General features: G+C 53.0%; 23 protein-coding genes and 1 pseudogene. 16 read left to right on the top strand and 8 right to left on the bottom strand.

Annotation, left to right across the window (positions count from 1 at the left end):
* Positions 1-554: 554 nt before the first annotated feature.
* From LN244_RS12740 to LN244_RS12720, 5 genes are all read right to left on the bottom strand, one after another.
* Positions 555-2,705, bottom strand: coding sequence for a DUF5906 domain-containing protein (locus LN244_RS12740; RefSeq protein WP_239040159.1), 2,151 nt, complete (start codon positions 2,703-2,705; stop codon positions 555-557).
* Positions 2,695-2,985, bottom strand: coding sequence for a helix-turn-helix domain-containing protein (locus tag LN244_RS12735; protein WP_239040158.1), 291 nt, complete (start codon positions 2,983-2,985; stop codon positions 2,695-2,697). Before LN244_RS12735 ends, LN244_RS12740 begins: the two co-directional genes overlap by 11 nt.
* Positions 2,972-3,436 (bottom strand): hypothetical protein, encoded by a 465-nt coding sequence (locus LN244_RS12730; protein ID WP_239040157.1) that lies wholly within the window; start codon positions 3,434-3,436, stop codon positions 2,972-2,974. The genes LN244_RS12735 and LN244_RS12730 overlap by 14 nt, the downstream gene beginning before the upstream one ends.
* A gap of 353 nt (positions 3,437-3,789) precedes the next feature.
* A complete protein-coding gene (locus tag LN244_RS12725) occupies positions 3,790-4,617 on the bottom strand; it encodes a hypothetical protein (RefSeq protein WP_239040156.1) in 828 nt (275 codons plus the stop codon).
* A gap of 42 nt (positions 4,618-4,659) precedes the next feature.
* Positions 4,660-5,964: a tyrosine-type recombinase/integrase gene (locus LN244_RS12720; protein WP_239040155.1), complete on the bottom strand. Its 1,305-nt coding sequence runs from the start codon at positions 5,962-5,964 to the stop codon at positions 4,660-4,662.
* Positions 5,965-6,413: 449 nt separating this feature from the next.
* Here LN244_RS12720 and LN244_RS12715 point away from each other — a divergent pair.
* Positions 6,414-6,536: pseudogene (locus tag LN244_RS12715) on the top strand (transposase); the annotation flags it as partial.
* A 45-nt stretch (positions 6,537-6,581) separates the two neighbouring features.
* Here the strand turns inward: LN244_RS12715 and LN244_RS12710 are convergent.
* Positions 6,582-7,657 (bottom strand): IS3 family transposase gene (locus LN244_RS12710; protein WP_239039826.1). Its coding sequence is split into 2 segments (ribosomal slippage): positions 6,582-7,408 and positions 7,408-7,657, totalling 1,077 coding nucleotides; the frame shifts between segments, so codons are not numbered across the junction.
* A 280-nt stretch (positions 7,658-7,937) separates the two neighbouring features.
* Here LN244_RS12710 and LN244_RS12705 point away from each other — a divergent pair.
* The 4 genes from LN244_RS12705 (at position 7,938) to LN244_RS12690 (ending at position 10,358) form a co-directional block, all read left to right on the top strand.
* A complete protein-coding gene (locus LN244_RS12705; RefSeq protein WP_239040154.1) occupies positions 7,938-8,882 on the top strand; it encodes a metallophosphoesterase in 945 nt (314 codons plus the stop codon).
* Positions 8,882-9,163: a hypothetical protein gene (locus tag LN244_RS12700; RefSeq protein ID WP_239040153.1), complete on the top strand. Its 282-nt coding sequence runs from the start codon at positions 8,882-8,884 to the stop codon at positions 9,161-9,163. The genes LN244_RS12705 and LN244_RS12700 overlap by 1 nt, the downstream gene beginning before the upstream one ends.
* A 204-nt stretch (positions 9,164-9,367) precedes the next feature.
* Positions 9,368-10,024 carry a hypothetical protein gene (locus tag LN244_RS12695; RefSeq protein ID WP_239040152.1) on the top strand — a complete coding sequence of 219 codons (657 nt, stop codon included), beginning with the start codon at positions 9,368-9,370 and terminating at the stop codon, positions 10,022-10,024.
* Positions 10,025-10,058: 34 nt separating this feature from the next.
* The gene (locus LN244_RS12690) at positions 10,059-10,358 is read left to right on the top strand and encodes a hypothetical protein (protein ID WP_239040151.1); all 300 of its coding nucleotides are present in this window, start codon (positions 10,059-10,061) and stop codon (positions 10,356-10,358) included.
* 429 nt (positions 10,359-10,787) lie between these two features.
* On the opposite strand, the gene LN244_RS12685 is transcribed toward LN244_RS12690, so the two are convergent.
* Together LN244_RS12685 and LN244_RS12680 are read right to left on the bottom strand one after the other, a co-directional pair.
* Complete coding sequence (locus LN244_RS12685; RefSeq protein ID WP_239040150.1) at positions 10,788-10,949, bottom strand: hypothetical protein; 162 nt, start codon at positions 10,947-10,949, stop codon at positions 10,788-10,790.
* Between the two features lie 457 nt (positions 10,950-11,406).
* Entirely contained in the window at positions 11,407-11,931 is a 525-nt protein-coding gene (locus tag LN244_RS12680; RefSeq protein ID WP_239040149.1) for a hypothetical protein, read from the bottom strand.
* Positions 11,932-12,113: 182 nt separating this feature from the next.
* Here LN244_RS12680 and LN244_RS12675 point away from each other — a divergent pair, with 182 nt between their 5' ends.
* From LN244_RS12675 to LN244_RS12625, 11 genes are all read left to right on the top strand, one after another.
* The gene (locus LN244_RS12675; RefSeq protein WP_239040148.1) at positions 12,114-13,343 is read left to right on the top strand and encodes an RtcB family protein; all 1,230 of its coding nucleotides are present in this window, start codon (positions 12,114-12,116) and stop codon (positions 13,341-13,343) included.
* 46 nt (positions 13,344-13,389) lie between these two features.
* On the top strand, positions 13,390-13,782 hold the full coding sequence (locus tag LN244_RS12670) for a hypothetical protein (protein WP_239040147.1): 393 nt from the start codon (positions 13,390-13,392) through the stop codon (positions 13,780-13,782).
* Between the two features lie 17 nt (positions 13,783-13,799).
* On the top strand, positions 13,800-14,636 hold the full coding sequence (locus LN244_RS12665; RefSeq protein WP_239040146.1) for an SIR2 family NAD-dependent protein deacylase: 837 nt from the start codon (positions 13,800-13,802) through the stop codon (positions 14,634-14,636).
* Positions 14,637-14,672: 36 nt separating this feature from the next.
* Positions 14,673-15,224 carry a YqiA/YcfP family alpha/beta fold hydrolase gene (locus LN244_RS12660; protein ID WP_239040145.1) on the top strand — a complete coding sequence of 184 codons (552 nt, stop codon included), beginning with the start codon at positions 14,673-14,675 and terminating at the stop codon, positions 15,222-15,224.
* A 13-nt stretch (positions 15,225-15,237) separates the two neighbouring features.
* Entirely contained in the window at positions 15,238-15,381 is a 144-nt protein-coding gene (locus LN244_RS12655; protein ID WP_239040144.1) for a hypothetical protein, read from the top strand.
* 30 nt (positions 15,382-15,411) lie between these two features.
* Positions 15,412-15,702: a hypothetical protein gene (locus LN244_RS12650; RefSeq protein ID WP_239040143.1), complete on the top strand. Its 291-nt coding sequence runs from the start codon at positions 15,412-15,414 to the stop codon at positions 15,700-15,702.
* A gap of 125 nt (positions 15,703-15,827) precedes the next feature.
* Positions 15,828-17,918 (top strand): AAA family ATPase, encoded by a 2,091-nt coding sequence (locus tag LN244_RS12645; RefSeq protein WP_239040142.1) that lies wholly within the window; start codon positions 15,828-15,830, stop codon positions 17,916-17,918.
* A 68-nt stretch (positions 17,919-17,986) separates the two neighbouring features.
* A complete protein-coding gene (locus LN244_RS12640) occupies positions 17,987-18,994 on the top strand; it encodes a helix-turn-helix transcriptional regulator (protein ID WP_239040141.1) in 1,008 nt (335 codons plus the stop codon).
* Positions 18,995-19,126: 132 nt separating this feature from the next.
* Entirely contained in the window at positions 19,127-22,021 is a 2,895-nt protein-coding gene (locus tag LN244_RS12635; RefSeq protein ID WP_239040140.1) for an SNF2-related protein, read from the top strand.
* A gap of 192 nt (positions 22,022-22,213) precedes the next feature.
* Positions 22,214-24,139 (top strand): site-specific DNA-methyltransferase, encoded by a 1,926-nt coding sequence (locus LN244_RS12630; protein ID WP_239040139.1) that lies wholly within the window; start codon positions 22,214-22,216, stop codon positions 24,137-24,139.
* A gap of 10 nt (positions 24,140-24,149) precedes the next feature.
* Positions 24,150-26,945 (top strand): restriction endonuclease, encoded by a 2,796-nt coding sequence (locus LN244_RS12625; protein WP_239040138.1) that lies wholly within the window; start codon positions 24,150-24,152, stop codon positions 26,943-26,945.
* Positions 26,946-26,969 lie beyond the last annotated feature (24 nt).

Raw genomic sequence — 26,969 nt, 5'->3', positions numbered from 1 at the left:
TAAAATATTGTTCTTGTGCCTGCGAGTGTTCCTGTGATTAATCAGGCTTTTCATGGTTTCTGCTTTAAAGCGAACCGCATAGCTGCCGCGTTCCCCCGTCGTATTGATTTCTGGTGTGTTAACCCAAGTGTATGTATCAGTAAGATGGGTCGTGGTGACCACTACAAAATACTGGCGACAAAGATTGAGGGCTTCGCATGCAGGGAGGTCCTTCTGTTTCCGCTCTACTTGCTGTGGTTGTCGCATTAGCGCTAGCGTCCAGGGAGGTGTGGACGCTAAGACCTTGCCTGGACTGGCGAACCCCGCTGGATATCTAACCACGTCCGGGTAGTCCGGGTAGTCCGGGTAGTCCAGGTAAAAAAGGAAATTGGTGTCATTACTGGCCCCGTGTGTCCCCCGGTTGGTGGTGGGGTATAGGGTGGTGTGCAAAAGAGTTTTATAAGGTGGGCAGCCCGGACACCTTGGACAGATGAGGGCAGTCGTTAGTGCGCATTGCGGTACCAAGTCGCAGCTCCTTCTGCGCCTCTGGAATATTGCCTATATTCCGTCCATACCTACGCCGCATCCTCCCAGTTGATGGGTTGTTGCAGGCTGTTTGTGAACACCTCACGGCAGATTTCGAGGTCTGGGAGCTGGTAACCCCGTTTGCGTCCGGCATCGGTCGCGGGCCGTGAGGGGCTAACACCGGCTAACCGCTTCAAGGTCTTCATCATGATGGGTTTCTTGGCAGGATATCTTTCCCTTTGCTGGGTGGCGAACTGCAAGTAATGCTCATAAAGTGCATCCGTCGGCGCAAACGTTGGCCAAACATCGTTTCCACCAAGGACTGGTTCCATGAGGACGCCCGAACTGGTGCACGGGCCAATCGCACCGCGTAACAGGCAGTCGTACCACCAAGCCGATACGCTGGGGAGACTATAGAGCTTTTGCTCAAGCAGGGCTTCAGTCTTAGGTGACTGGCGGATGTTTGAGCGGATCTCGCGGTTGAGCAGGAAGTGGAGTAATGCTTCCCGCCCTCCCGTATCGAGTTGCTCGGCGATAGCGCGAAAATAATCATGCTTTTGAGCCATCTCGTCTGATACCTGCAGTACAAAATACCGACGCTCGTCGGCGCCAGCTGGCACGGACCACTCGCTGTTGGTTGCCATCATTACGCGAGTGTAGTTGTTAACCATGATGGCATCTTTACCCTTGGCCTCAATCATCCGTTGGGGCTCGGTAATGGCGACCTTGAGCTGTTGCTCTACGCGAGCGTCAGCCGCGAATAGTGCTTCATCAGCAAAGCAGAGCAAGCAGTCCTGCAGGTGGCTGTTAAAGCGGCCAACCAGGTGGTCTGGGTTGGAGATATGCTTGTAGTGCGCACGTGCCCAGAGGCTACCAATGGTATTGGCCGTGAAGCTTTTACCAGCGCCGCGAGCGCCTTTCATCACTATGGCTACACCTGGAAGCCTGGCTGTGTTTTGGAACATATCGGCCAGCCAGTCGAGCAGGTATGTGTAGTAGGCATCGTTACCACTACAGATCACATCGCGCAGATGGTCCAGGAAAAGGCTACAGTCGCCTTCAGTCGGCTGGCATCCCCAGCCTCGGTAGAGGTTGTAGTGCCCGTCCCTATGTCCCTTTTGGCCCGGATCAAAGGTTACGCCGTTGATAAATTTTCTTCGCAACGGATGGTTCAACCATGCAGCGCCGAGCGCTTTACCCTCAAAGCTCCCATCACAGTGCAGCAGCTTGAAGTCGCTGGCGCTGAGATAATCTACTCGCTCCGGTCGCTCGCGCAGCACCACGGCTTTACCCCCGAGCGTAGTAATAGCGTACTCGGCATTCAGCTTTGCTATAGCTGCGGGAGCGCTAGCGTTGTTACGCCTGTCTGTCCGTTTTACGCTGGCGTATGTGGACTGCAGCTTCTCAAGTGGTAAAGGTGGATTACAACGAGATTGGTTCCAGGCCACCAGCATCTCCATAGCAACCTCATCGTTCTGCCTTTCCTTTATCAGACGGCCGCATAGCTGGGTTAGTGCTTGGGTGCGTTCGCCATCGGTCAAATTACGTTGGATATCGAAGCGCTCATTGCTTTGACGGTTTGGCTGCCCGCCGATGTCGCTCAAGTCCAGGCCCAGCCCTTCGATCAGCTCGGCAAGGCTATAACGGGGCTTATCATCATTGATCTCAATAATACGGGTCATAAAAGGCTTGGTGGGTCTGCCATCTTTCATCTTTTGGTGGATGAAACCGGGTGCTCGCGCCAGCCGTGGCAGGTCGCAAACGGACGTGTCGCCCTCAAACCGATATGCCAATGCTGTCTGCACAGTACTGAATTGATCCAGTGAGCAGTCCGATACGAGCCAGTAGCAGTGGTAGCGGTCAGGGCTGGACTCAATAATCACATTGGGGGCAGGCCCACCAGACATCGCTATCGCTTGTACGGGGGACAGAGGCGCACCATCCAGATCCAGGAAAAGGGCACGCACCGCCGTAACATTAGCGGCGCAGCGTTTCCCCTGGACTTGGTTTACGGCGAAGTAAACGCCGCTGTGAGTATTGTTGGTGACCAGGCTATCTTTAAGCTCTTGGTAGGTGCCGTTGAACTCCTTGGGTTGGCCTTTTTGGACAGGCAGGGTCGTGAAGCAATGGGTAGAGCCAGATTCAGTCGCCAACTGATCTAGGAGCCAGGCTGTCTGCTCGGGCTGAACATTAATGGTCATGTGTGTTCTCCTTCACCAGATGATACTGTGCAATACGGTGTTTCAGGCCCAGATCGTCAGTGGCCCATACCATCTGAGTCTTGATCTGGTGGCCGCGTATTCGTAGGTCAGCGATCCGTCCCGCCGCGTGTTGTATGCCGTGTGCACGAATGTCGAAGGTGTTCATTGCCCCCTCCTGCAATAAGGCCAGCAGGGTATTTACTTGTGGTGATGTGGAGCTATCGGGTAGAGCAATGCGGCCAGCGGCCGCATGCTCCAGATTGTGGTTAGATGGCTGCATCGAACCCCTCCAGTACCAAATTGTGGTAGCCGATGGCCTCGAGGTGTGCCCCCAGTGCTTCAATAAGGGGGTGGTGTGAGCCGGCGTCCCGTAATGCGCTATGCAAGGACATAAACCAAGCGATCCGGGGTCTTCGCTCGATAAAATTGCCATCTGCCAGTAACCAGTCGATTGCTTTCTGCTGGTCGCCTGGAGCTGCCCAGTGCGCGCGGTCAGTTTTGCAGTTCGCAAGCAGTTTGCCTAGCGTGTTCATCTGCACATAGCCGAGCTCAAAGCCCTGGCCTACAAACGCTTCCTCCAGTGTGGGCGCAGAAACGTAACCGGCGACTACTTCGACTGGGTGCTTCGATGGGCTGGTGCGCTGTTCCTTCTCGGTGGGTTCATACAGCGCGTTGACACAGGCGGATAGCAGAGCGCGATTCTGGATGTGATCGATATCGATGTGTTTCATCAGTGCGTCTCCTGCGAAAGGGAGTTGATCCAGGCTTCTATATCAGTAAGGCGCCAGCGCTTGGCGTGTCCGATATAAATGGGAGCGGGGACTGACCCGCTTTTTACGAGGTTGTGAAGGTGAGCTCGGCAGATGTCTGCGAGCTCACAGAACTGGCGTTCGTTGACGAGGCGAAGCTCTTGGAAGGGTTGGCTTGTCGCCATGGGCTTATGCTCCTGTATTGATGCTTACGGGAGCCTATGTTGCAGGACGGAGCTCTCCGCCTGTTGAAAGTGTGACAATATGGAGCAAACCCAGCCTTTTGGGCCAGGGGAGTGTGACTTTTGCAACCCAGCTTGCTGTACGGTGCCTACCTATCGTGACTTCCGCGTTAAGCAAAGTTTTGTACAGTCATTTTGAAATGAGGAGAAGTGATAGTTCTTGCCTCCTCCTTCTGGGCGTATAAATTTCGTGTCTGCTGTTGAAATAACTTCCCAGCCCGCGAACCTACCACTAAGTGATTGTTTGCCCTCGTCTACTGCTGAAAGCAACATACCAAACAGCCTCTGGGCATTGGCAGGTGACTCCTGTGCTCTTTGAGTTCCTATCATCCATACGTAGAGTTCTCGCTTTTGATCTCTTGGCGGTTTAACTCTCCCCGCAGCGACTATCCAATCTATGTAGGTCTCCGGGGGGATCTCGTCGATAGTAACCGAGTCGAAGGACGCCCATTCACCATCAGGCTGTGCAAAGTGGGGCGTGTGCTTTTGAGTAGCCCATATCTCGTAGGCAGAAGGTGAGCATGAGGCAGCACTACAGCGGTAAAAATCGACGAACCAGTATGGTAGGCGTTTTCCATAACGGACCCCTCTCTGTAAGCATTCCTGGTAAGGGTCAGAATTGAACTGGATGTCATCTGGTTCGTTACCTGACTGATTGAGCAACGATTCAAGCTCTGCTGGGCTTAAATTAGTTGTGGCTGTTTCGTTCGCAGTTTGGTCGAGTGGATTGTCAAGTTTCTCATCCCCCCTCATGGACTCCAGATACCACTCGGAATGCATGACCAGCCAAGCTAACCATTCAGGGTCATCCGCAAAACACGCAAGCGCATCCTTCGCCGCTTCCGCACGCTCTGGCTCCGTTTGGGAGTCGATGCCCAGTTGTACCATGCAGCGTGCGTACCAGCGGTAAATATCGGTCATTTATGCAGTCCTGATTTTTTGGGGGAGGGGGGGTATATGTGCTTACTCGCAGCGTCTGATCGGAAACTGAACAATGTTACCGTTCTGAGCTTCGGGCTCTTGCCGAGGTGAAAACAGCATACGTAGCTGTCGGTCCCACAATTGGTGTGCTTGGAGCCGTTCATTCCAGTATTCACCCCGGTTGTAGACGGCCAGAACGCCACCAAGAGAGTGGTTAACGCACTTCTCGATGATGTGAGGCGCAACACCCAAGTCGGCTAGACGGGTGACGAAGGTGCGGCGAAGGTCATGCGGAGTGAAAGGGTCGATCTCAAGCTCATCGTAGTGGCGCCTTAAAGCTCTGGCGATACTCTTCTCGTCAAACTGACGGTCAGGGTCACGAGGACTAGGGAAACAGTAGGTTCCGGTCGCCCCCCATTGCCTACTGTACTCGAGCACACGAAGTCCAAGATCGGTTAAAGGCACGCGGTGGGCTTTGCCGTTTTTTGATACCTGCTCAGGAATTGTCCAGGTTCCGGCTTCGAAGTCGACATCGTACCAGCGCATTGAACGCACTTCGCCTGAGCGCTGTCCAGTCAGCAAGAGGAACCAGAGCGCCAGCTTCGTTGTTTCGTGGATGTCGATAGTGGTGCTTGTGATGCGGGCATCGATGGAGCGCAAGGGAAGTTTGGTCAGTAAAGTACTGACTTCATCGAAGGATAGGTTACGCTCGCGAGGCTGCTCAATACCGCCAACTGAGCGGCGTGTTATACGCTCGGCTGGGTTGACCTCGCAGTAGCCTCGTTCAACCCCATAAGAAAACACCTGCTTCAGTAGGGATAGAAGTCGGTTAGCTGCGACCGGTGCGCCGCGTTTAACCACGCCCTGAAGCAGGTCGCTTACCTGGCGCTGAGTAATTTCAGTGGCTGGCATGCGTAGTAATCGACGGGGCAGGTCTGCGTTTAATGCCCGAGCAGCTTGCTCGGGGTCTTTGCGGTCTTTGCGCAGTCGGTTAAGGAACTCGTCACTCAGCTCCTGGAGGGTGCCTTCTGTGGCCTGGTGCTTAGGGTCGACTCCCCGTTCGAGAAGCGACTTGGTATTCCGGTGGGCTTCTTCAGCCTGCTTGAGGCCGATGCTGGGGTAGTGGCCATAGTCGATGCGTTGCTGCATACCATTTAAGCGGTATCGGCCCTGAAAGGTCATTAACCCTTGAGGGTTCTTCCTGCTGATGGGGTAGACGCGCAGGCTTAACCCTTCCCGGTGAGGTATGGAGATCTGCTTATTTATTTCGCCATTTGCCAGCAACTTCTTGATTTGACGAAGCTTACCCTGGTTCAGGTCGCCGCTTGGAATTGAAGTTTCAGCCATGATATGTCCTCTGATGATGTACGCAACAATGTACACACACAGGCGTGTTTATCGCTGTCTATTAAGGGATATTATAGCTGCTGATGAATTACAAGGATTTGAATTATATTGATTTTTTGATAGCTATAGGCAGTGGTAGACAAATCGGTTTCTGCATGGGGTGCAAGGGGTCGCAGGTTCAAATCCTGCCGTCCCGACCATTTAAAGAAAGCTGTTATATGAATCGCCTTATGGCGATTTTTTCGTTTATGGATTCTAAGCTCATTCTGTTCCCAGCTCCGTGACCGTTTGCAAGTCCTTATCCTGTATCAAGACCACTCTGTTATGTTTACCATGAGAATTGATAAAAGGATGGCTTACCTATGCAGCCGGACCCTACCCCTAAATTCTTAACCAATTCCAACTGTACAGTCCGGGATGATAAACCCCTTATATCAGGTGCACATGCCATGAAGAAATCCCGCCACACGAAAGAGCAGATCACCTTCGCCCTTAAGCAGAGTGTATAGGGTAGACCTGTCCCCAAGGTGTGCAGAAAGATGGGCATCTCGGACCCTACGTTGTACACGTGGTGAAATGGTAATCCTCCCCTTTTTAGCTGATGCCAAAAGTAGAGGCTAAGCCACTTTTAGTGGTGGCTGGCCACCATTGGCTTTGTGCGGCCGCTCATGATTGTAAAACCAGAGCCACTGCGTTGCATAATCCTGAACGTCCTCCAGTGTTTCGAATAGATGCTTACTGACCCAGCTGTAGCGGAGCGTTCGATTGTGACGCTCGATGTAAGCGTTCTGTTGAGGCTTGCCGGGTTGAATATACTCAATCCGGATGTCATGTTTACGAGCCCAGTTGGTGAATTCGTGACTGATGAATTCTGGGCCGTTGTCACAGCGAATGTGCGATGGTTTTCCCCTCCACTCAATCAACTGAGACAGGGTGCGTATCACTCGCATGGATGGCAGAGAGAAGCCTGCTTCTATTGCCAGTCCTTCTCGCCGGTAGTCATCGATCACATTGAGCAGCCGGTAGCTTCTGCCATCCGACAGCTGATCGTGCATGAAGTCGATCGACCACACCTGGTTGCGTCGCAGGGGCTGTTTCAACGGCTCCGGCTTATGGCGCTTTAGGCGCCGCCGAGGCCGTATGCGCAGATTCAATGCAAGTTCACAGTAGATACGGTATACGCGCTTATGGTTCCAGCCGAAGCCTTTCACATTACGCAGGTAGTCAAAGCAAATACCAAAGCCCCAGTCTGAATCCTGTTCAGTCAGGCGGATCAACCAATCTGCAATCTCAGCATTCTCCGATGACAGCTTGGGTTGGTACCGGTAGCAGGATTCGCTGATACCAAAGGCAGCACAGGCAAGCCGGATACTGACGCCACGGGAAGCAACATAGGTCTGTGCCATCTCCTTGCGCCGAGACGGCTTCACCACTTTTTTTGCAGTGCTTCCTGGACGATCTCGGCCTTCAGCCGCTCTTCAGCATACATTTTCTTCAGGCGGCGGTTTTCATCTTCAAGCTCTTTCAGCCGAGCCATCAACGAAGCATCCATGCCGCCGTATTTCGCCCGCCACTTATAAAATGTGGCGCTGCTCATCCCATGTTCACGACATAGTTCGGGAACTGGGGTACCTGCTTCCGCTTGTTTCAGTATCGCCATGATCTGGCTGTCGGTGTATCGGGACTTCTTCATGCAGAACCTCCTGCGTATACATTACGAGAAAATTCTACTTTTGAGCACTGCTACTTTTCGGGGGGATTACCAAATAAGTACGGTGGTTTGGGGCCTTCGGAGCTGAAGCTGCTTCAGCCGTTGGTTCTCCTTTTCCAACTTTTTGTTTACTCACAGGGCTGTGTAAACATGCGAAAAGTCTTGGTGCGACCCAATCTCGTCCCTCACCTGTTTAAACGACAATATCTGTCGCCCCGATGGTCAAAAATCTAGTCTGAGCCGGACAGAAAGGGGTATAGGTATGTCAGAACAGTACGACTTGGTGGGTGACATCCACGGCCATGCATCGGCGCTGGAGCCACTGTTGAGGGCAATGGGGTACCAGCCCAAGGGCAAGGGGTACACACATCCAGAGCGCACGCTGGTGATGGTGGGGGACTTGATCGATCGTGGACCTGAGCAGGCACGTGTGCTGGAGATCGTACGTGCGATGGTGGATTCGGGGGATGCTCTGGTCGTCATGGGCAATCACGAATTTAACGCGATCTGTTATGCCACTCTGAACGAGAGCGGTGGCTATGTGCGACCGCATATCTATAAGAATACCTACCAACATCGAGCATTTTTGAAAGCTTTCCCTTTCGGCTCGCGTCGGCATGAGGAGGCAATTGCTTTCTATAAGCAGTTACCTCTCTGGCTGGAGCTGGAAGCGTTGCAGGTGGTCCACGCCTGCTGGCACTTGCCCAGCATGAAGTCGCTACTGCCCTGGCTGGATGATAAAAATCGGATCCGGGATGAGCGCTTCTACCAGCATTATGCTTTGAAGGACGAGCCGCTTTACAGCGCAGTGGAATGCGTCTTGAAAGGTCCTGAAGTGGATCTTCCTGCCGGCGCTGAATTTACTGATAAAGATGGGATTGTGCGCAGAGAGGCGCGTATCAACTGGTGGCAGTTGCACAAGGGCGAAAGCGCCTCATTGGCAGTCAGGCCGGAGCTGCATGATGAGCATGATCTGTCGGTCCAGTATGAGCAGGCCCGGGTGTTTGAGTACAGAGGAGAGACGCTGACCTTTTTCGGACACTATTGGCAGCGAGACTTTGATCCCGAAGGAGTTCGTGGTCAACGCGCGTTTTGTCTGGATTACAGCGTTGCCAAGCAAGGTCAGCTGGTGGCGGCACGCTGGAATGGTCAACGAGAAAACATCGAGTGGTTCGCTATTCATCAGTCAGAGCGAGGCAGTTGCTGATGGAAGCTTTCTCTAATGTTCCGGTTGATCCGGATACCCGTATTCTTGCTAGTCATCTTCTGGACGTTCAAGGTCATCAGGCCTTGCTGCAGCTCTGGAGCTGGGAGGGCCTGTGCGCCATGAGTCTCATTTTCCATGAGGACGAAACAGCATCTCTGAGTGATGAAGCACTGCGCAAACTTGCGATCGTCAGTGGTATTCCGAAGGAGGGTACCAGTTTCACCATCAGCCGGAATAAACAGGGGTATGCCTTCGTAAACTTCAATTTCAGCAATGACTGAGGCCCTGGTGCCCACGTGTGCTGTGTATCGATGTCAGCGAGAGCAAACACGGATCTGCTCTTCAGCGTTCGAATGGGTGCCCCGAAGGGATATAGAGGCTGCTGTCGGTATGTAGAGAGTGCCTGTCATTGAAAAGGTGTTGCCAGAATTTCAGGGAATCAGACGGGCCCAACCGGCTTGGCGATATTTTTGAAAGGAGTCGTTATGACACTTCAGCAGGAGCTTCAGCTTCGTTTGGCAAATGTCGATCGTCGGGAGATCGCTCAGCTGATGGGCTATCGTCCCCACCGCATCGATAAGTGTGTGGAGCGGATTCAGTTACAGCTTACTGATCCTTACCTTGGGCTTGGAAAAGGCCGGTTTGACTTCAAATACAGCGATGAAGGGTTTCTGCGTGCGCTTTGTGAGCTGGTCGGATTGGGTCTTGAGACCTATGAAGATGAGATAGCAGGACTGCGTCGTGAGCTGGATGAACGCAGGCAGGTTTTTAAGTCCTATGTTTTTGTGGATACCGGGTTCCAACGCACGACCGAGCCTGTTTTTGTACTGGCCTTGAGTGAATCTCGGCGGCGTATCTATCTGGATGCTGATACCCGGATGCTGCCCATGGATCAGCAGGTATCTTGTGTGCAAAAAATGGTGCGGGATCACTTTGAAGCTTGTAAAGGTACGCTCGGTATCTGGGGTAATATCCGTCGCTACCTGTTTGTCTATGAGGAAAATGAGCAGCTGATCCTTACCCCTGATGGAATCATCGTAAGAGAAACGGTGAAGGAAGAAGCCGTTTGTGCGCAGCTGTCATCCAAGGGAAAGGTGCTATCTGGGGTATTGTTATATAATCATGCTGGCAACGAAGGATAAGCTTTATTTTTTATTAATTGGAAAAGGAATTGGAATGACAGAAAGTAAAAAATTATCTGATGTAATGCAGCTTATGAAGGGCTTTTCTGTCATTACTTTAATCATAGGATCTTTTATTTATTTTTTGGATGCGTCGGATGAAAAGGTTATTAACTACCTTGAAAAAGAAGGGTATACCAATATCGAGCTTGGATTTTATCGGCCTTTCTCCTGTGAAAAAGGTGAGCCTAACCGTGATAGCTTTAAAGCCAGGGATAATAAAGGACGTGAAATTACCGGTGTTGTCTGCTCGTCAGCAGGTGGTGGTGATTTTAGAGTCATTCTTGACGATTAGATATGGGAATGAATTTTTATTAATAAATATATGAGGTTTTATAACACCTTACGCGCACTGCGATTTCTTGTCGACCCTGCTACCCCCATTGTACCTACAGTTTTGGGGGCTCAAGATACCGGTCTTTCCTATAAGACGTTTTGGTTCACTGCCGAGGGCGTGGGCGGGGTTTTGCTGTTTTTCATGGAAGACCGGCAGCGTGTATACGTTACCGGTTATGTGGAAGATGAAAGTGTTTTTATTGTGGGGCATCATCTAAGGTTTTCACATTATGACCTTGGTTGCTTTGCGGCTTTTATCAGAATGAATCAAAGTGTAATTGAGTGCTATGCACGAGGGGATGAGGTTATACTCTCTCGAATCAGCTCAGAGCTGGCAGACATGTTGGCGCAAGCGTCTGAGCCGATTCCATATAAAATTCATAGCTGATTATTCACTTTCATCGTCATGCTCCGTCCAAGTTGGAAGCATAGACATTGCCAGGCTTTGGTAATCGTCACTGAGGCTTTCATACTCCTCTGTATCTGTTTGGCCTTCTGCTTGCAGTTGCTCCAACTGATCGGACAGTTGCTTGAGTGCTGCTTTCGACATGATGAGTCTCCTGTCTGTGGTATTTGTTGAAAAGAAACAATAGGGGGCTGGGGGCTTTCCTTTAATTGCATTGAGCAGGTCGGTTTGAATCATATCGCAGGGTAGTTCATTGTAATCTGATAAAGGGTTACCGAATGCATCCAGGATATACTTTCCGTATTAGGCCAGATTGCAAATAATCTGAATGCTGGTGTCTGAGACAGTGTCTGGTTGTCCGACGACTCTGACTTTCACATCCTTTTTTTTAGGTATAAAGGAGTACCTGTGAGCATTCCGTTGACCGTGCTGAAACAGGAAAATACGCCCGGGGGCGCAAGGATGTATCAAGGATAACCGCCAGGATCTCGTTAGTTCATGCAGCCCGGTTTTTTCGATGAATCTCTGATCGTTAATGGTCAGTATATTGGAGTACATCTGCGTTCGTCCTGATGCTTAATTAAACCAGATATTACAAGTGCTAAAAGCTCGTAACGATGGGAATGCATGCGCATGCAGGCCACTCTTTTATGTTTTCGGCGTCTGATTTTTTAATACGATCGGCCCCACGGGCACCTTTATTTACGTAGAATAAATAGCATTCATCCTGTCTGAAACTATTGATCCATTCAACAATATCGTCAAGCGTATGCGCCACCCATAGCTCATCCGGGGTAGAGTAATATTTTGGGTCAGAATAAATGCCACAAAAGCCAGGACATACGCCACAATAAAATCTGCCACCTGCATCCGTCTTAATGGTGATGATATCGTCATAAACGATGTCCACTATTTCATCTTCTGAGTCTATGTCAGGGGGGCCAACAGACAGATATAAGAAAGCATCGGCCTGTCCTGTCTCTAAGATGCGAAGCATCAGGTTTGGGTTGAGGCCCGAAAAGGTTACGGATACAAAGCCATCCATCTGTTCTACATTAGGCGGGTACACAAACCGCTTCGCGTTTTTTTCGATCCAGTATTTTGGCCCTTTCTGCAGTGGTATCACGGTGGCGTCTCCAGTTGGTATCCCTGTATCAACGTATCGTCTTGGTGCGACAGATAAGGTCGCCTGTTTTGAGCATCTGCCGATTGTTCTGTCTGTATCGGATTATGCCCATGGGCGACAAGATGTGTCTCTCCCCAAGCTTAAAGTGTGTTTCGTAACCTCGTTGGAAAGGAGCGAAGCACATGGCATCGAAAGCAATACAGATTATGGATGAGCACAGCCGGGTTCCCGTAAAAGCCTGGGTGGACGGGGTCCTGTTCGAGGATGAAGCGCGACAGCAGTTGTTGAACACCTCACAGCTGCCGATTGTGCATCATCACGTTGCGGCCATGCCGGACTGTCATTGGGGGATGGGCGCAACGGTGGGCAGTGTCATCCCGACGGTGAAAGCCATTATCCCGGCAGCGGTGGGAGTGGATATTGGTTGTGGCATGATGGCCGCCATGACGTCACTGACGGCTGCGGATCTGCCGGATTCATTGAAAGGCTGCCGTCTGATGATCGAACAGGCAGTCCCGCATGGTCGTGGTCGCAGAGGCGGCCGGGACCCAGGAGGCTGGGGGCAGCCGCCAGAACATGTAGCACGGTACTGGCAGCAGCATCTGGCCGGTGGTTTCAAATCACTGTGCGAGCGTTATCCGGCACTGGAAAAGGCCAAATACCTGGAACATCTGGGTACTCTTGGTACCGGCAATCACTTCATCGAATTGTGCCTTGATGAACAGGATCGCGTCTGGGTCATGCTGCACTCCGGCTCCCGGGGTGTTGGTAACTTGATTGCCAACCTCTTTATTGAACAGGCACGTTTGGATATGGAGCGGGTTCAGGCCAATCTGCCGGATATCAAACTGGCTTACCTAAGCGAAGGAAGCGAATATTTCGATGACTACATCGAAGCCGTTGCCTGGGCGCAAGCCTATGCCAGTGCCAATCGTGAGCTGATGATGCAGGCCACTCTGCATGGATTGAAGAAAGTCCGAGGGTTACCGGATTTCACCGCGCACCTGGAGGCGATCAGTTGCCACCATAACTACGTGTCCCATGAACATCACTTCGGGGCAGATTGCTATGTCACCCGCAAGGGCGCCGTCAGTGCACGAGAGGGCGAGCTGGGTATTATTCCCGGTTCCATGGGGGCCAAGAGCTACATCGTTCGAGGCAAGGGGAATCCGGAGTCGTTCTGCTCCTGCAGCCACGGAGCGGGACGAGCGGTATCGCGCCAGGACGCCCGCAAACGGTTCAGCGTTGAGGATCACATCAAGGCAACCAAGGGCGTTGAATGCCGCAAAGACAAACGTGTTATTGACGAAACGCCAATGGCTTACAAGGATATTGATGCCGTGATGGCGGCGCAGAGTGATCTGGTCGAAGTTGTCCACACACTCAAACAGGTCGTATGTGTTAAGGGTTGAGGCGCCACGTCCTCAACCCTGTTTAATCGAGTACAAGGGACGTGTCATGCAGAAAGAGTTTGAGGTTGATGGTATTCAGTATGTGATCGCTTTCAGTGAAGCCAGCCACAGCATCATTTTTTATATCGATGCCCTGCAGTCCAAGCGCAAGGTATATGAGCAAACCAGCCTTGAGCGTGGCTTTGGTGACGAGCCACCCGATACCGTCTGGACAATCAGTGAACATACCCGAGCACGCAATATTTTTCGGATCCTTCCGGAAGTGCGTACTTTTATCGACAACGTAATCGCACGTTACAAACCGTACTATTTCACCTATAGCGCCAACGAGCCTGAAAAAGAGCAGGTCTACAGACGCTTTGCTCACAATATCGCAAATCGTTTTGGCTACCAGTTACATGAGTTAAAGCCGGGCTCATTCCGCTTTTACAAGGTTTAGGGGCGCAGGAGGCATTGATGACCGATGCGTTTTCTCAGGGAAATGCCTTCAGACAGGCTGCCGAATACCTGGCTCAGGCACGCAGGTTGGTTATCTTTGCCGGTGCAGGCATGAGTGCTGACAGTGGCTTGCCTACGTTCAGGGATGAAGATGGGCTCTGGCGTCAGCCAGGGTCAAGTCAGTTTGAACTGGCCAGTTATAGACTTTTTGAACAGAATCCTGCCGAGTCCTGGGCGTTCTACACCGCTCGCCAGAGACGCTATGCACAGGCGTCACCTCATTCTGGCTATGCCATCCTGCGACGCTGGTGTGAACACCTGGGCGATGATCACTGCTTTGTGTTTACCTCCAACGTTGACGGCTACTTCCAGCGTGCCGGTTTTCCCGCTGACAGGGTGCTGGAATGCCATGGCTCCATTTGGCAGCACTACTGCAGCCGTCCCGAATGCGAGACCCGGCAATCAGCTACTTCGGAAGCGCAGGGCTGCGAGACAGATATTCGGGTGGCACGCTGTCAGTGCGGCGCCCCGCTGAGGCCGCATGTCATGATGTTTGGCGATCGAAGTTTTGACCATGCACGGTTGCAATCGGCCAGAGCACGCTGGGCAGCATTTCAGCAGTCATTAGGCTCGCATGAGCCTTATGTATTGCTTGAAATTGGTGTGGGTAGCACGGTCACAACGGTCGAGGATGCATGTTGGGCGCTTTCAAGGGGGGCCCTTGCAGTCATCCAGATCAACCCGACCAAGCCTGCACCTGACTCAACGTATTGTGCCTGGATCGCACTGAATGATACGGCACAGGTTGCGCTGGAAAGGCTTGAACGCTTGAGACGTAAGCATTCAGCAAGGTAAGGGCATTGATCAATGCCCCATTCACAGAGGATACACATGAAAATTCTATACCTGCATGGACTGGGTTCGTCTGGCCAATCCTCTACCGTGCAAGGGTTGAGGGCCACAGGGCTGGATGTGGTTGCGCCTGATTACAAGCCGCAACACTTTACCGAAAGCCTTAAGCAACTGGCCTCGCTGGTAGAAAACAAACAGCCTGACATTCTTGTGGGGACGTCCATGGGAGGCTACTACGCCCTGAAACTGTATGAACGCTATGGCCTCAGGACGCTGATCGTGAACACCTGCTTTGATCCGGCAACGTTGTTACAGCATTACCTTCAGGCGCCAGCCATGGACTATGTGACCGGTGAGAGTATCCAGTTTGATCAGTCCATGTTGGACGAGTTTGAGGCAGTAGAAATTCCAGGAAGCACCCGTGCGCAACTTCGGGCTTTGGTTGGCACCCGTGATGACGTGATTGACCCGGATGCACAACGGCAGTTTTATCGACAGCAGGGTATCGAGTGGCATGAGGTGAACTGGGGGCATCGTGTCGAGGATATACCGCTGCTGATCGAGCATGTTGAGCAACTACCCGGTTCTTGAGGATGTTTGGAATATGTCTGAAATAAAACATCCGCTGATTCTGGAGTACCTGGAGTTTATGAAAACTGCTGACCCATTCCTTTTTCCAAGTAATGATGCCGAGTACGAGGCGGCGCTTGAAGCAGTTGAGCAGGCACTTGAGGCATCAGAGGACTAAGAGAGTGATCGGAGAAAGCCGCTAATTAGGGTGTTAAGCGGTGCCATCTATAACTATGAATCCCAAATTCCGACGCTGATTGCATTTGAGCGCCAGGCCATGTCCTCTGGTCTGCACAGCTCAATGTTGTGGGCGTTGATGGATCAACACGGTCTTTCCGACGATGACTTTCCCGAAATTGGTGGTCCTGAAGAAGTACAAAGAGTGTTGCGGAGCCAGTCCATGCTGAAGAGGGAGTCCTTAGAGGCATTGTGTCGCCGCTTTCAGCTTTGCCCTGATCTGTTTGATTTCTTTGCCGTGTACGCTACCGCCAATACTTGATCAATAAGCGTTGGCAATGGAATTAGCCACGTTTTTGTCAGTGTCTACGCTTTATCACAAAGCGACAGGTTCTGTCGTGCTGGCTCCTTATTCTGATTGTATCGATCGGAATGGAGGACTGGTGCATGGAAAAAAATGCATTGCCGAGGCAGCAGAGCACTAGGGACACAGCACTGAAGCTTTCCCACAACTATCTTAAGCGCGCAGCCCTGTGGTCATTGCGTTTATTGGTGGACGCACATGTCTACCGTTTCGTGATTGAAGATGGACGCTTTTGTGAAGATGAGATCCTTGAGCTGGTAGAGCTGCGTGAGTTGCGCGACCAAGAGGTCACGCCGCTGAGAGCTTTGCAGCTATTTAAGTCCCGTCAGCTAGAGTTGGAACGTGAGAACATCCAACCGGCTTTACTGGATCAAAACCTGTCCCGCCTGGCCAAAGCAATTGGGATGCACAGGGTTGAAATGGAAGTGTTGGGGTTTTTGTGTGTTACTGAGCTGCACAATGGCCTCAAAGAAACCTTGTCCAAGGTATCCAATGAGTACGGATTGCCACATGTATCACAGTTGGCAGGGTTGATCTCTGTTGCGATCAGACAGCCGCGTCACCTGGTATTGGAGGCATTGTCAGTCAATGGCAACCTGTGCAGATGCCGGTTACTCGAATTCAGGGACTCCGGCCGTGATTTTAAGCTGCTCAAGAGCATCGACAGTGTGATGCTGTATGAAACGGAAGGGCCTCAGGCGCTTTTGAAGTATTTCACTCGACAGAGCAATCGCACACCTGAACTGACACCGGATGACTTCGCACATATTTCTGATCGATACAAATCACTCAAAAGCTATCTCAAGGCAGTTATTCGGTCTAAGCAGGAGGGGACCAATATTTTGCTTTATGGCCCGCCAGGCACGGGTAAAACCGAGCTGGTACATACGTTGACCAGTGAGCTTGGTGTCGATCTTTTTGAGGTGAGGTATGCCGACTCTAATGGTGTTTTTATCACGGGGCACGGGCGTTTCTCTGCCTATCTGCTGAGCCAGCAATTGCTCCGGGTAAACGTCAAATCGGTGCTCTTGTTTGATGAAATCGAAGACGTATTTACCTACCGCGAACAGACAGGCCAAAAAGCCTGGATAAACAACCTGCTGGAACAAAACCCCCGCCCCACGTTTTGGATCAGCAATGATATCGACACTCTGGATAAAGCCTATCTGCGCCGCTTCGATATGATCATCTGCATGCCGGAGCTGAACGAGGCAACACGCTTCGTTGTGGTCCAGCGCACGCTGAAGGGTATCAACGTGCGGGAAAGCTGGATGCGCAAGATGGCCAGGAAGCAGGGGCTGCAGCCCGCCCACCTGAGCCGTGCCGCCAAGGTCGTCCGCCGACTGAGATTACGTAAACCCGAGCGAGTGGAGCAGATGATGGAACAGTTGCTGAGCAGTCTTTATCAGGCACTGGGCTACCAGTGGGAGCACAAGGAGCGGCGTCCCAGCCAGTCACGCTTCAATCCGGGGCTGTCCAACACGGACTTTCCGCTGGAGCGGTTGGTAGAAGGGCTCAAGCGCAGCGGTCAGGGCCGTGTTTGCCTTTATGGGCCACCCGGTACCGGGAAGAGTGAGCTGGGGCGTTATCTGGAGTGTGTACTGAAGAAACCGCTGCTGATGAAAAAGGCCTCAGATCTGCTCGGCCCCTATGTGGGTCAAACCGAGCAGCAAATGGCTTCGGCGTTTGTCGAAGCCAAAGAAGCGGGATCGATTCTGATGATCGATGAAGCGGACAGTTTTCTGGAGCCGCGATCTGAGGCACGACAGCACTGGGAAGTCAGCCAGGTCAATGAACTGCTGGTCCAGATGGAACAATTTGATGGCATTCTGATCATGTCGACCAACTTCATTGAGCACCTGGACAGTGCCGCCTTGAGGCGGTTCGACTTCAAGGTTCGCTTTGACTATCTGGCGTTTGATCAGGCCTGGTCCTTCTTCAATCGGCTGTTGGGCATGCACCAGACACAACCCTTTTCACCTGTTGAGGTGGACGGAATTGCACCACGCCTTAAGCGGCTGACACAGCTGACACCCGGGGATTTCGCCACCGTTGAGCGCCGAGCCAAAGTATTGGGTGAAGCCCTGACGCCGGAATACCTGATCGCCGGTCTTGAGCAGGAACACGCCATCAAAACGCGTCATCAGCCCCGTGCCATCGGATTTATCAACTGAAACTCCCATCGAAACAAGGATTTGTTATTATGTCGCCCAACAGAAACACGCAATCACAGGGAGGTGGTATGAGTGGTCGCCAAGACACCCTCTTTAGATACCTGGCCATGCTGCAGCTAATTCCGCGTGCGCCCCATTACAGGGCCACGACCACGCTGCAGGCACTGCTGGAAGAGCGCGGCTTCAAGGTCGAGTTGCGCTCGATCCAGCGTGACCTTGAGAAGATGTCTGCCCACTTCCCGCTGTTGTGCGACCGCAGCCAGCGGCCTTATCGCTGGTCGTTCGATCGGGAATTCAAAAGCAACCTGCCGGCACTGGATACGGCAACGGCCCTGACGCTGGTACTGGCAGAGCAATACCTGAGCGGACTGCTGCCCCAGATCGCCATTGATCAGCTATCCGGACAGTTCGAGGCGGCGCGCAAATACCTGGATGGCATCAACGACAACCGGCTGGCGCACTGGAGCCGCTTTGTGAAAGCGATCCCCAACGGCAAGGCGCTGATCCCGGTCCTGATCGAACACGATACCTGGCAGATCGTCACGGACGCCTTGTTGAACCGGTATGCACTGGATGTGGAATACCGTAGCCGCTCCAAAGACGAGCACAAGGCTTTCACTCTGCACCCACTCGGCATCGTTGCACGCCATAGCATGTCTTACCTTCTGGCCACCGTGAACGGCTACGACGACGTGCGCCAGTTTGCGTTGCATCGCATTCTCAGCATCACCCCCAGTGAGCAGCCCTATCGTGCCCAACCGGAATTCTGTGTGGACGACTACATATCCACCGGCGCGTTCGGCTACCCGTTGGATGAACAGAGCGTCCAGCTAAAAGCCCGCATTCGACCTGAAGTAGCCTGGTTGCTGTCGGAAACGCCATTGAGTGATGTGCAAAGGCTTACTGATGAACCGGACGAACAGGGCTGGTGCTGGCTGGAAGCCGAGGTGCCTAACGACCAGCAGACCCAGTGGTGGATACAGGGCTTTGGCTCGGCGATTGATGTGGTTGAGCCGCAGAGCTGGCGGGAAGCGATCCATCGGCAGGCGCGGGAGGTGTTGGGGGGGGAGGCTTAAGTATTTTTTGCTTGGTAGTGGACTATTAGCCAGAAAGCAGTCATGTAAAATGACAGCATCCAGCCTGACATTTATACACAAAGCGCAGATTCCAAGTTGATGGCGTTAAAAGGATTTTCAGAGAAGCAAGCCATGACCGTAACCGCCTATCACGCCAAATACTATGCCTATGAGTTGACTCGACGTCATGCAGCCGATGGTGTCGATCGTCTGTCTCAATCATTGTTCGATGCCAGTGTCGATCTGAACCCGCACCAGATCGAAGCAGCCCTGTTTGCCATGCGTAATCCCCTGCAACAGGGAGTACTGCTGGCCGATGAGGTGGGCTTGGGCAAAACCATTGAGGCCGCACTGGTGCTCTGTCAGCTTTGGGCGGAACGCAAACGCAAGTTGCTGATCATTGCACCCGCCAGCTTGCGTAAGCAGTGGGCTCAAGAGCTGCTGGAAAAGTTTGCGGTACCCACAACCGTACTGGATGCCATCGCGTTGCGGAAACAGTCTGCCGGCAGCGTGATGGATACCCTGCAGCGGCTGGCGGGTAAAAGCGTCATCATTATGTCCTACCAGTTTGCGACCCGGCTGGAGGCGGAACTACGCGCCATCCCCTGGGATCTGGTCGTCATCGATGAAGCGCATAAGCTGCGCAATGCGCACCGTCAAAGCAACCGTACCGGTCAGGCCCTGCGCCGTGCGCTGGAAGGGCGCAAGAAGCTGCTGTTGACGGCCACACCGCTGCAGAACTCGCTAATGGAGTTGTACGGCCTTTCCACCCTGATCGACGAACATCTCTTTGGTGATGAGAAAGCGTTCCGCAAGCAGTATCTGAATAATCCCGATGGGCTGAATGAACTGCGTGAACGACTAAGTGGCTTTACCCAACGCACCTTGCGTAAGGATGTACTGGAGTATATTCGCTATACCGAGCGCCGTGCGCTGACACAGCCTTTTAGCCCCACCGACGAAGAACAGGCTCTCTACGAGCAGGTATCCGCGTTTCTGCTGCGCGAGGAGTCCTATGCACTGCCGAAGCGGCAGCGCCATCTGACCGGTTTGATTCTGCGCAAGCTGCTGGCCTCCAGTACGCCGGCGATAGTGGGTACACTCGAAACCATCCGCACCCGGCTGGAACTGCTGCTCGAGAACGAAGATGCGGCTGATCAGGTGAATCTGCTGGAACAGTGGGCTGAAGAGGATGACCTGGAAACCGATTACCTGGAAGAGCCGGACGAAGACGCCATTCAACCGGATGCAGTCGAGCCCAAAGACAAGACAACGCTGATCAAGGATGAGCTGGCCGAACTCAACACTCTCATCGAGCTGGCACAGGGCCTGAAAACCGATACCAAGGCGCAGTCATTGCTGACCGCGTTGCAGCTGGGCTTTGCCAACATGGCAGAGCTGGGTGCCCCGCAAAAGGCGATTATCTTTACCGAGTCCCGGCGTACTCAGGAATACCTGTACCAGTTTCTTGCCGCCAACGGCTATCAGGACAAACTGGTACTGTTCAGCGGCACCAATAACCACCCCGATACAACGGTGATTTATCAGCAGTGGCTGGAGGAGCATAAGGGCACCGATCGAGTGACCGGCTCGCCTCAGGTCGACCGCCGCACGGCGCTGATCGACCACTTCCGCAAGGATGACGGCAGTGGGGCCGAGATCATGATCGCCACCGAAGCGGCCGCCGAAGGGGTCAACCTGCAGTTCTGCGCGCTGCTCATTAACTATGATCTGCCCTGGAACCCCCAGCGCGTGGAGCAGCGCATCGGCCGTTGCCACCGTTACGGCCAGCGTTTTGATGTGGTGGTGATCAACTTCCTTAACACCCGTAACCAGGCCGACCAACGGGTGCTGGAATTGCTGTCAGAGAAACTGCATCTGTTCTCGGGCGTGTTCGGTTCCTCCGATGAGGTGCTGGGACGGATCGAAAGCGGCATCGACTTCGAAAAGCGCATCCTGTCGATCTATGAAACCTGCCGCCATCCGGATGAGATCGAAGCCGCCTTCAATACCCTGCAGGCCGAGCTGGAAGAGGCGATCAACGATCGTATCAAGGATACCCAAAGCCAGCTGCTGGAAAACTTCGATGAGGACGTGCACGACCGGCTCAAGCTCAGGCTGGATGAAGCCGAAGCGCGGCTGGATAAGCTGGGTCGCTGGTTCTGGGGTGTCACCCGCTATGCACTGCACAAGCAGGCACGCTTTGACCATGGCTCCTATGCCTTTTCACTACAGCAGCCGCCAACGGGTATCGCTGAGCCGGTTGCGCCCGGCCGCTACCAGCTGATCCGTGGCGGTGCGCAACCGGATATGCTGGCCCACGCCTACCGGCTGAGCCATCCGCTGGGGGAGTGGGCGCTGCAATCCAGCCTTGAGGCCGCCACGCCCATTGCCCAAATCACTTTCAACTACAGTGAGCACGGCAGCAAGATCAGCCTGGTGGAAAGCCTGGTCGGCCAGTCTGGCTGGCTGCGGCTGGATCGCCTGCTGGTGAGCGCCTTTGAAACTACCGAAGAGCTGCTGTTCTCCGGCCTGACCGACCAGGGCCAACTTCTGGATCAGGAAGCCTGCGAGAAACTGATGGCCATCGAAGCTGCAGCCAAGGCAACGCCCATTGACGCTGAGCCACCGGCACAGCTGAACGCCAACAGCGAGCGCCATCTCGCCGCGTCGATCGCCGAGATTCTGGAAGCCAACCAACGCCTGTTCAATGAAGAACGCGACAAGCTGGAAAAGTGGGCCGATGACAAGTTGCTGGCCGCGGAAGAGGCGCTGAAAAACACCAAGGCCCGCATTGCCCAGCTAAAGCGTGATGCACGCAAGGCCGCGACGCTGCAAGAGCAATCAGCGATCCAGACCGAGATTGCCGCATTGGAGCGCCAGCAGCGTCGCCAGCGGCAGGATATTTTTGCCGTTGAAGACGAAATCATGGAGCAGCGTGACCAGCTGATCGACTCCTTGCAGCAGAGGCTGCAGGAAACCACCGAGACTGAAACGCTGTTTATCCTGCGTTGGCAGGTGGCTTGAGCCTGGGCGCCTGAATGGTTGGTTAGGGCAGTTATCTGAATATCTCGGATAACTGCCCTGCAAGCACCCGGCGGAGCAGGTTTTCTTTACGAAATTAATTTTAACCGGCTGATCAAACAAGGCAGCCCGGTTGGCCAGAATACGAATGACGAATAATCAGGACTGGCAGTTTTGGAATCAGGAGAGATGACAATGACACATACCGACCAGCAATCAGAAGTAGCGGCACTGGGCTTTAGCCCCGATGCGCTGGCTGAGCGTAAGAACGAACTGCTTGCACTGTTGCGCCAGACGGCGCCGGAAATTGTCTGCGATAACCAGATCGATCTGGAGCGATTGAAAGCACTGCTGGGGCAGGAACGCACTGCACCGGCTGAGCATTACGAACTGAGCTGGGCCGGCAAGACCGAAGCCCGCCGCGAAATCCAGAAAACCACCAGCCATACCCTGCGCCCGTCAGAGGGTAATCCGGAGCAGGCTCCCCATATGCTGATTGAGGGTGAAAACCTGGAAGTGCTGCGGGTGCTGCAGAAGAGCTACTACGGCAAGGTCAAGATGATCTACATCGACCCGCCGTACAACACCGGTAACGACAGCTTCGTCTACCCGGATGACTACTCCGAAACCCTGGATGAGTACCAGCGCCGCACCGGTGAGAAGAACGAAGCCGGTTATCTGAACAAGCAGAGCCTGTGGAAAAAGAACAGCAAGGAAAGCGGCCAGTACCACAGCGCCTGGTTGTCGATGATGTACCCCCGCCTCTATCTGGCCCGTAACCTGCTCCGGGAGGATGGGGTGATTTTTATTAGCATCGATGATAATGAAGCAGCTAATTTGAAGCTGCTTTGTGATGAGATATTTGGAGAGGATAACTTTCTCAGTAATATTGTCTGGCAGAAAAAATATTCGCCACAGAATGATGCGAAGTATTTTTCAGACAGTCATGAGCATATTTTGTGTTATGCAAGAAATATAGAAGATTTTACTATAGGTTTACTGCCTCGTTCAGAAGAGGCTAATGCACGATATAAAAACCCAGATGATGATCCTAGAGGACCATGGAAGTCTAGCGACCTTACAAGGCAAGAGTTCAGAGAAAGGGATTACTATGCAATAGTGAATCCTGATAATGGTATGGAGTTCTATCCACCCTCAGGAAATAGTTGGGGGAGGCCAGAGTCGAAGGTAAAAGAGCTAATTGATGATGGACGTATTTGGTTTGGTCCAAAAGGTACAAGTATTCCATCGATTAAACGCTTCTTATCAGAAGTTAAGCAGGGCATCACTCCTCAAACAATATGGGAGCGTAAAGATGTTGGTGACACACAAGAGGGTAAGAAAATTGTAAAAGCATTATTTGGTAATGCTGCAATATTTGAAACTCCAAAACCCACCCGATTGATTCAACGAGCTATGCTTGTGGCCAATGTCCAGCAAGGGGATATTGTACTAGATTTCTTTGCCGGTTCTGGGACTACAGTTCATGCGGTCATGGAGCTAAATATATCTGATGGTGGTAATCGCCAATGTATCTGTGTCCAGATGCCGGAGCTTTTGGAAGAAAACAGCGAAGCCTATAAAGCCGGCTACCGCACCATCGCCGATATTACCCGTGCCCGTATCGATAAAGTGATCGAAAAGTTTAAGGCTGAATACCCGGAAAAAACCGAGGGCTTGGCCTGCGCTCATTTCACCCTGGCGCCCAGCAACTTCAAGGTCTGGCGCAATGATCTGGCAGATGCGGATGCCATTCGCCAGCAGCTGGAAATCTTCCAGCAAACCGAGAAAACGGATGTTGACGCCCCTGAAAGCCAGACCGCCATGCTGACCGAGTTGTTACTCAAGCAGGGGCTGGGTGCACTGGGTGTGCATGCCATCAGCAAACCCCGAACACTGGATTGTGGTGTGACTCTGCATCGAGTGTTGATGCCGGATGATAGTCAGCTCTGGCTCTGCTTCGAGCCCTATGTGGAGGCGCTGCGTGACGAGATTATCAAGGCCAAACCCGCCCAGATGATCATGCTCAACTCCTGCTTTGTGGGTGAAAAAGCGGACGAGCAGCTGAGCAACCTGCAGCTGGAGCTGGCCGGGCTGGATATCGGTCTACTGGTGATCTGAGGGGAGCGTTATGGCACAAGGAATGAAACTCCAGTTTACCCATCAGGCCTACCAGACGCAGGCGGTGCAGTCGGTGGTCAAGGTGTTTGACGGACAACCGTTGGCCAAAGGCAGCTTCGAGTTGGCCAATACCCATACGGGTACGGCCAGCGTGCAGTACGCGCCTGACGGTACCATCGGCAACAGCTTGCACCTGAGCGCCGAACAGCTGCTGACCAATGTACAACAGGTACAAAAGGCCAACGGACTTGAAGCTGCCAGCGAACTGGCGGCGGAGACCTGGACGTTAACCAGCGCACAGGGTGAAGAGCAGCCAGCCTTTTGTCCGCACTTCTCGCTGGAGATGGAGACCGGCACCGGTAAAACCTACACCTTTATCAAGACCATGTATGAGCTGAACAAGGTGTACGGCTTCAAGAAATTTGTGGTGGTGGTGCCCAGCGTGGCGATCCGTGAAGGCACCATGAAAAACCTGGAGGTTACGCGCAGCCATTTTGCCGCGGACTATGGCAATGAGCCCTGCCTGCCGATCCTCTACAACAGCAATCGTCTCAGTGATCTGCGCCATTTCGCCCAAAGCGATGCCTTGAGTGTGCTGGTGATCAACATCGACAGCTTCACCAAGGACAGTAACAAGATCAATCAGCCGGGTGAGCGGGCCTTTGCACCGATCGAATATATTCGCTCGGTCAATCCGATCGTGATTGTGGACGAGCCGCAGAACTTCGAGACCGATATTCGCCGCAAGGCGCTGCGGGACCTGAACCCGCTCTGTACCCTGAGGTACTCGGCGACCCATAAATACCACTACAACCTGCTGTACTCGCTGGATCCGGTGAAGGCCTACGACCTGGGATTGGTCAAGCAGATCGAAGTGGATGGCGTACAAGCCGACGAAAGCCATAACCAGGCCTTTATCGAGCTGCTGAAGATCGAGCAGAAGCCCAAAGGCATGGCCGCCAAGGTGCGCATTGACGTTAACGAAAAAAACGGCGTCAAGCGCAAGGACGTGACAATCAAGCTGGGTGACGACCTCTATACAAAATCCAAACAGCGTGAAGCCTATGCCAACGGTTATATGCTCACCGAATTTTTGAGTGATCAGGAGATCGAATTTTCCGGCGGCACCCGGCTGCGCCTGAAGGAGCAGCAAGGTGGGTTGACCGATGATGTGATGCGCTTTCAAATCGAACGCACGGTTGCCGCCCACTTTGCCAAGCTGAAAAACCTCAAGCCGATCGGGGTAAAGGTATTGAGCCTGTTCTTCATCGACAAGGTGGCCAACTACCGCAGCTATGATGAAGACGGCAACCCGGTGCCGGGCAAGTTTGCCCAGTGGTTCGAGGAGGCCTTCAACAAATATGCGCAGAAGTATCCGGGCCTGATCCCCCATGCCGCAGAAGAGGTGCACAACGGTTACTTCTCACAGGATAAAAAGGGCAAGGGCAGCAACGCCAAAACAATCTGGATCGACAGTACCGAGCGTGGTTCGAAAAAGGATGATGAGACCTATGCGCTGATCATGCAGAAGAAAGAGCAACTGCTCAGCGAGGATGAGCCTCTGCAGTTTATCTTCAGCCATACGGCCCTGCGTGAAGGCTGGGATAACCCGAACGTGTTCCAGATCTGTACCCTGAATGAAACCCAGAGCCAGATGAAAAAGCGTCAGGAGATCGGCCGTGGACTTCGTTTGGCCGTGAACCAGCACGGGGCGCGAGTAGAGGACAAGGCTGTCAACGTACTGACAGTGATCCCCAACGAAAGCTATGAAGCCTTTGCGCGTACGCTGCAGCAAGAGATCGAAGACGAAACCGGTGTCAGCTTCAAGGGACGGGTCAAAAATGCACGCGCCAAGGCCCGTGTGCAGCGCCGGGCACTCAGCGTCGAAGATGAAGCCCTGTTCAAGGCGATCTGGAACAAGATCAACTACCAAACCCGTTACAGCGTCAAGCTTGATACCGCCGAGCTGGTCAGCCAGTCGGTTGCTGCACTGAAGGACACCCATCAGTACCCCAGGGTACAGGCGCCCAAAGTTCGTTCGCTTCGCGCTCGTTTGGTCATGAAGCAGGAAGGCATTCAAGGCGTCAGGAATGCCGTTGGTGAAACGGATGCCCACTATCAAAGCCCCCGTGTACCTGATGTGTACGCCTATATTCAAAACCGCGTGCACCTGTCTCGGTCGACGCTGTTCGCAATTCTGGAGCAATCGGGGCGTTTGGATGAGCTGCTGATCAATCCCCAGGCGTCTCTGGACCTTGTAGTGACAGCGGTCCGAAAAACGCTGCAGGAGTTGCTGGTCGAGGGTATCGAGTACCACGAGATCAACGGTAAGCGGTACGAAATGACGTTGTTTGACGAACCGGTAGAGACGTACCTGAGTAGCGTTTATCCACAAATACAGGATGATCTGACCACGCCGGTTAGCAAAACCGTGTATGAGGCGCAGCCACTGGATGAAGAAAAGCAGGCAATGGGAGACGCCTTCCCCTGCGTGTTCAGTGACAGCGATGTGGAAAACCGGTTTGCACAGGACTGTTCGCTGGATGAGCGTGTGAAATTCTTCTTCAAACTGCCCGGCCGATTCAGGATCGATACCCCGTTGGGGACTTATAACCCGGATTGGGCAGTGGTGTTCGAAGGCGATACGCGGGTGTACTTCGTGGCGGAAACCAAGTCCAGCACCGTGGAAAGCGACCGCCGCCGTGATGAAAACCTGAAAATCCGCTGTGGCCGCAAACACTTCGAACTCGCAGAGGAGGATGTGGTTTACAAGGATGTGGACAGCTTGAAGGCGCTGATTGTGTGAAAGCTGCTCTTCAGGTTGGCATCT

Origin of the sequence: Marinobacterium sediminicola, from assembly GCF_022343685.1 — a bacterium.
GTDB lineage: Bacteria > Pseudomonadota > Gammaproteobacteria > Pseudomonadales > Balneatricaceae > Marinobacterium > Marinobacterium sediminicola.
This window is presented reverse-complemented; position numbering and strand designations above follow the sequence as displayed.

Bases quoted from the DNA above. Each gene is read 5' to 3' on its own strand.
- LN244_RS12735 (WP_239040158.1), bottom strand. From the start codon at position 2,985: ATGCAGCCATCTAACCACAATCTGGAGCATGCGGCCGCTGGCCGCATT.
- LN244_RS12670 (WP_239040147.1), top strand. From the start codon at position 13,390: ATGCAGAAAGAGTTTGAGGTTGATGGTATTCAGTATGTGATCGCTTTC.
- LN244_RS12685 (WP_239040150.1), bottom strand. From the start codon at position 10,949: ATGTCGAAAGCAGCACTCAAGCAACTGTCCGATCAGTTGGAGCAACTG.
- LN244_RS12640 (WP_239040141.1), top strand. From the start codon at position 17,987: ATGAGTGGTCGCCAAGACACCCTCTTTAGATACCTGGCCATGCTGCAG.
- LN244_RS12720 (WP_239040155.1), bottom strand. From the start codon at position 5,964: ATGGCTGAAACTTCAATTCCAAGCGGCGACCTGAACCAGGGTAAGCTT.
- LN244_RS12725 (WP_239040156.1), bottom strand. From the start codon at position 4,617: ATGACCGATATTTACCGCTGGTACGCACGCTGCATGGTACAACTGGGC.
- LN244_RS12660 (WP_239040145.1), top strand. From the start codon at position 14,673: ATGAAAATTCTATACCTGCATGGACTGGGTTCGTCTGGCCAATCCTCT.
- LN244_RS12690 (WP_239040151.1), top strand. From the start codon at position 10,059: ATGACAGAAAGTAAAAAATTATCTGATGTAATGCAGCTTATGAAGGGC.
- LN244_RS12705 (WP_239040154.1), top strand. From the start codon at position 7,938: ATGTCAGAACAGTACGACTTGGTGGGTGACATCCACGGCCATGCATCG.
- LN244_RS12700 (WP_239040153.1), top strand. From the start codon at position 8,882: ATGGAAGCTTTCTCTAATGTTCCGGTTGATCCGGATACCCGTATTCTT.
- LN244_RS12645 (WP_239040142.1), top strand. From the start codon at position 15,828: ATGGAAAAAAATGCATTGCCGAGGCAGCAGAGCACTAGGGACACAGCA.
- LN244_RS12740 (WP_239040159.1), bottom strand. From the start codon at position 2,705: ATGACCATTAATGTTCAGCCCGAGCAGACAGCCTGGCTCCTAGATCAG.
- LN244_RS12625 (WP_239040138.1), top strand. From the start codon at position 24,150: ATGGCACAAGGAATGAAACTCCAGTTTACCCATCAGGCCTACCAGACG.
- LN244_RS12655 (WP_239040144.1), top strand. From the start codon at position 15,238: ATGTCTGAAATAAAACATCCGCTGATTCTGGAGTACCTGGAGTTTATG.
- LN244_RS12635 (WP_239040140.1), top strand. From the start codon at position 19,127: ATGACCGTAACCGCCTATCACGCCAAATACTATGCCTATGAGTTGACT.
- LN244_RS12665 (WP_239040146.1), top strand. From the start codon at position 13,800: ATGACCGATGCGTTTTCTCAGGGAAATGCCTTCAGACAGGCTGCCGAA.
- LN244_RS12695 (WP_239040152.1), top strand. From the start codon at position 9,368: ATGACACTTCAGCAGGAGCTTCAGCTTCGTTTGGCAAATGTCGATCGT.
- LN244_RS12675 (WP_239040148.1), top strand. From the start codon at position 12,114: ATGGCATCGAAAGCAATACAGATTATGGATGAGCACAGCCGGGTTCCC.
- LN244_RS12730 (WP_239040157.1), bottom strand. From the start codon at position 3,436: ATGAAACACATCGATATCGATCACATCCAGAATCGCGCTCTGCTATCC.
- LN244_RS12630 (WP_239040139.1), top strand. From the start codon at position 22,214: ATGACACATACCGACCAGCAATCAGAAGTAGCGGCACTGGGCTTTAGC.